Annotated in this window: 3 protein-coding genes; all 3 read left to right on the forward strand. The window is 71.1% G+C overall.

Annotated elements, in window-relative coordinates; translation table 11 throughout:
- The first annotated feature begins 164 nt into the window (after positions 1-164).
- The 3 genes from AB0I03_RS26155 to AB0I03_RS26165 all read left to right on the forward strand — a co-directional run bounded on the left by AB0I03_RS26155 (position 165) and on the right by AB0I03_RS26165 (position 4,778).
- Complete coding sequence (locus AB0I03_RS26155) at positions 165-1,850, forward strand: ABC transporter ATP-binding protein (RefSeq protein ID WP_360417255.1); 1,686 nt, start codon at positions 165-167, stop codon at positions 1,848-1,850.
- On the forward strand, positions 1,850-3,601 hold the full coding sequence (locus tag AB0I03_RS26160; RefSeq protein ID WP_360417257.1) for an ABC transporter ATP-binding protein: 1,752 nt from the start codon (positions 1,850-1,852) through the stop codon (positions 3,599-3,601). Before AB0I03_RS26155 ends, AB0I03_RS26160 begins: the two co-directional genes overlap by 1 nt.
- A 277-nt stretch (positions 3,602-3,878) precedes the next feature.
- Entirely contained in the window at positions 3,879-4,778 is a 900-nt protein-coding gene (locus AB0I03_RS26165; protein WP_360417259.1) for an alpha/beta hydrolase, read from the forward strand.
- The last annotated feature ends 198 nt before the right edge of the window (positions 4,779-4,976 follow it).

The following is a 4,976-nucleotide window of genomic DNA, read 5'->3' on the forward strand; positions in this document are numbered from 1 at the left end:
CCTTGCCGAGCGCGCGCAGCCCGGCGTCGTTCGGGGCCGGATCGCTGGAGTAGCCCCACGGGACGATGATGTACTCGCCGTAGGAGTGGAGGGTGCTTGCCGCCCGGCTAGTCGCGTGCCTACGTTTGTGAGTTGTGAAGCCCAACCCACTGCACCCCCCTGCCTTGTCCCCTGCGGACATTCCAGCCGACCCCTGGCGGTACCTCTGGTACATCGCCCGCGCCCAAACCGGCCTGGTCGCGCTCGGGTTCGTGCTGCTCAGCATCTCCGGAGCGGCCTGGATCCTGCTGCCGTGGACGATCGCGAAGATCATCGACGAGGTGCTCGTGGCGGGCTCGGCCGAGCCGCTGGCGCGGTGGTCGATCATGCTCGTCGTCGTGGCGATCGCGTCCTCGTGGGTGTTCGTGGCCGGGTACCGGTCCCTGTTCATGGCCGAGTCGCACGCGCGCGTGCGCACGGTCCGCAACATCACCGACCACCTCAACCGGGCCGGCACGGGCGTGCGTGGCGCGATCTCCCCGGGCGAGATGGTGAATCTGTCCACTGAGGACGCGCACAAGACCGGCTCGTTCATCTTCCAGCTCGGATTCGGCTGGATGGGCCTGGTCATGACGGCCGTGGGCGCGGTGCTGCTGTGGCGGGCCAGTCCCGCCCTGGGGATCACCACGCTCACCGGGGTGATCCTCATCGGGTTCGTGGTCGGGCCCGTGCTCAGCCGGCTGCAGCACCACCAGATCGCGTACCGGTCCTCGGTCGCGACCCTCACGGGCCAGGCGAGCGATGTCGTCGGGGGCCTGCGGGTGCTGCGCGGGGTCGGCGGCGAGGAGCAGTTCTCGCGGCGCTACCGCGCGGCCTCGGCGGAACTGCGCGACGCCGGGTACGGCGTGGCGACGGCCGACTCGTGGGTGCAGGGCCTGAAGGCCAGCCTCCCGCTGGCGCTCATCGCCGCGGTCACGTGGGTCGGCGCGCGCCTCGCGCTGAACGGCGCGATCAGCATCGGGGAGCTCTCCGCCGCGTTCGGCATGACCGCGCTCGTCGCGCAGCACTCGGGCGCGATGATCGGCATGGCGCAGGCCGTGATCGCCGCGCAGGTCGCCTCCCGGCGGCTCACCGCGTTCTTCAACACCAGCAGCGACATCACCGACGGCGGCACCGCCACGGGCGCCGCGGGCACCCTGCGCGACCCCGAATCGGGGCTCGCGATCGAGCCGGGGCGGCTCACCGTGGTCGTCAGTGCCGAGGCGAAGCCCGCCGAGGCCGCGATGGAGCGCCTCGCCCGCTACCGCGAGTCCGGGGCGGAAACAGGGGCGGCAACGAGTTCGGACGCCGAGTGGGGGGACGTGAAACTCGCCGACCTCGCGCTGGACGAAGTGCGCGAACGCGTCCTGCTCCTGCGCGACGACTACCTCTTCGCGCAGACCCTCGGCGAGACCCTGCGGGTCGACGAGGACCGCGCGCTCGCCGCGATCAGCGCCGCCGGCGCGGGCGACGTGTACTCCAGCCTCGGTTCGACCATGGACGGCGAGGTCCACAACGCCGGCCGCAACCTCTCCGGCGGCCAGCGCCAGCGGCTGCGCCTCGCGCGGGCGCTCGCGGCCGATGCGGAGGTGCTGCTCGCGGTGGAGCCGACCTCGGCCGTCGACGCGCACACCGAGTCGCTGATCGCGGAGCGGGTCGCGGCGGCGCGGGCGGGGCGCACGACGGCGGTCGTGACGGCGTCGCCGTTGTGGCTGGCGCGCGCCGATGCGGTGGCATGGATGGTGGACGGCAAGGTCCGGGCCACCGGCGGCCACGCCGAGCTTTCACTGCAAGACGAGTACCGGTCCCTCACCTCTAGGCAGGAGTCCTGATGAGCGTCAAGGGAACTGCGGGGCGGCTGCCGGTGGCGGGCCGGGCCGCGATGATGGAGGCCATCAAGCGGCTGGTGCTGGCGGACCGGCGCGCGTTCGCGGGCGTGGTCGCGCTGTACGTGCTGGCCGCTGGTGCGAGCGCGGCGCTGCCGGTGATGCTGGGCGAGGTCATCGATGGGATCGGGACCGGTTGGACGGCGGCCCGGGTGGACCTGGTGTGCGGGGTGATCTGCGCGTGCGTGGTGCTGCAGCTGGTGCTGATGCGCACCGGTCGGCGTTTGGGCTACCGGTTGGGCGAGCGGGCGGCGGCGCGGTTGCGCGAGTCGTTCATCGACCGGGTGCTGCGGTTGCCGCTGGGGACGGTGGAGCGGGCGGGGACGGGCGACCTCGCGACGCGGACGTCGGGCGATGTGGGTGCGGTGGCGGAGCTGCTGCGCAAGACCGCGCCGGAGGTGGCGGTCGCGATGATCGAGGGCACGGTGATCATCGTGGCGGCGTTCGTGGTGAATCCGCTGCTGGGGTTGTTGTTCGTGGTCGGCATGCCGATGCTGTTCATCGCCGGTCGGCGGTACCTGCGGTTGGCGAGTCCGGTGTTCTTGAGCGAGCGGGCCGCGATGAGCGAGATCGCGGAGACGGCGACGGCTTCGGCGGCGGGCGCGCAGACCGTGGCGGCGTACCGGATGCAAGGGGAGCGCGGTGAGGCCGGGTATGCGCGGGCGGAGACGCACATGGGCCGGCTCAAGGGGATCGTGCGGTTGCAGACGTGGTTCTTCCCGGCGACGGATCTGACGTTCTTGACGCCGGCCATGGTCGTCACGATCGTGGGCGCCTTGTGGTACCTCAACGACTGGGTGACGGTGGGCGAGGTGGTCGCGGTGGCGATGCTGACGCTGCGTCTGGACGGGCCGGTGTTCCGGACGATGATGTCGCTGAGCGAGTTCCAGATGGGCGGGGCCGCGATGGCGCGTGTCGAGGGCGTGCATTTGATGCCGGACGAGGTGCGGGAGGCCGTTCCTGAGGGCGCGGAGGTGCGGCTCGATGACGTGACGTTCGGGTACGGGGACGGCCCTGACGTGCTGCACGGCTTGAGCCTGCATCCGCGGCGCGGTGAGCGCCTGGTCGTGGTCGGGCCCTCCGGGGCGGGGAAGTCGACGATCGCGCGGCTCGTCGCCGGCATCGACCGGCCGCGGGCGGGGTCGGTGACCCTCGGCGGTGCGCCGGTGGCGGATATTCCGTTGGAGGTGTTGCGCCGCAAGGTGGTTCTGGTGACGCAGGAGCATTACATCTTCACGGCGACGCTGCGGGAGAACCTGAACCTCGCGGCTCCGGAGGCGGACGACGAGGCGCTGCGGGCGGCGTTGGCGACTGTGGACGCTCGCTGGGCGGCGGATCTGCCCGAGGGCATGGACACGATGCTCGGGGACGAGCACCACCGGTTGAACTTGGCCGAGGCGCAGCAGCTCGCGCTGGCGCGCGTGATCCTCGCCGACCCGGATGTGGTGATCCTGGATGAGGCGACGGCGGGCATCGATCCTGGCAGCGCGGGGAATGTGGAGGCGGCGCTCGCGGCGGCGCTGGACGGCCGGACGGTGATCGCGATCGCGCACCAGTTGCAGGCGGCCGAGTCGGCGGACCGGATCGCAGTGGTGCAGGACGGCCGGATCGCGGAGGAGGGCAGCCATGCGGAGCTGCTCGAGGCGGGCGGCGCGTACGCGAGCCTGTGGGGTGCGTGGAAGGGCGTCGCGGTGTAGGCCGGGAGGCTGATGGGAAGCGGCTCGGGGTGGATGCCCCGGGCCGCTTGCGTCGTTGAGCCGGCGCTTCGGGGGCGCGAACGCGTAAACGTCTCGCCATCTGGCCATCTCGCCATCTGGCCCTCTCGCCATCTGGCTATCTGGCTATCTCGTCAAGGCGAGTCGGACATGCCCCCAGGATAGGGCAAAATACCAGAAATTCGCATTTCGGATACTAGGGTGATCTCCCGTACCTGCGGCGGCCTGACGGCGCCGCGAACCTCGAACGGGAGCCTTCATGCCGCGCAATGCCGCCACCCCCCAGGAATACAAGCACCGCCTCGCGGGCTACACGTACTGGTCGCGGCGCACGTACTCCGACTCGCCGCGTTTCGCGCCGGTCGTGCTCATCGGCGGTGCGCTGCACCGCAAGGAGGACTGGGGCCGGGTCGAGCAGGGCCTGCTCGGGCATGCCGACGTGATCTGCCCCGACCTGCCCGGCTGGGGCCGCGCCGACCTCCTCCCGCCCTACCTGGGCACGGACATCCCCGCGGAGGCGCTGGTGCGTCTCCTCGACGATCTGGGCATCGAACGGGTGAACGTCTTCGCGGGTTCCTACGGCTCCTCGGTGGGCTACCGGCTCGCGCAGACGCACCCGGATCGGATCGTCCGCATGGTGCTCGCCGGGACGATGGGCGGCATCCCGCCCGCGTCGCGGCCGATGATGCGTGCGGCTGTGGCCCTTGCGGAACGGGGCCCGCGCGAGCGCTTCGGCCCGGCCGCGGTGGATGCGCTGATGAGTCCGCACCCGGACATCGCCGGGAAGGCCGTGGTGCGCCGCGTCCTCGCGATGCGGTTCGGTGCGGCCGACGACGCGGATCTTGCGAAGTTCATCGCGAATACGAACCGCCTGCTCTCCCGCGACCTTATCGACACGTCGATTCCGCCCGCGGTGCCGACGCTGTTCACGACCGGCGAGTACGACACGTTGACGCCGCCGGAGCTCTGCCGCGAGCTCGCGTTCACCTGCCAGGAGAGCTGGTACGTGGAGCTCGCCCGCGCCGACCATCTCATCCACCTCGAACGCCCGGCGCAACTGGTGGACCTCATGAACCGCTTCTTCGGCTGTGAGCCTTTGGATGACCTGCCGTACGCCACGGCGGTCGAGGACCTGCGCCGCATCCCGGCGACGGTCTGAGGCAGCGGGGTCGACCAGCGCCGGTTGTGCGGGCGCTGCCTGGTCGGGCGCGCTCTGCGCACCGCGGTGTGAGCGGGTTGCGGCCTGAGTGAAGGCGAGGCGGCTAGGGCCTGTCCTGTGAATCAGGGAGCGGCGGTATCCGAGTCCATTCGTTCGGTCGCAAGGCGGAGGGGCGTCTGCATACCGGTGTTGTATGCA

The organism is Glycomyces sp. NPDC021274 (assembly GCF_040641195.1).
Classification (GTDB): Bacteria; Actinomycetota; Actinomycetes; order Mycobacteriales; family Micromonosporaceae; genus Glycomyces.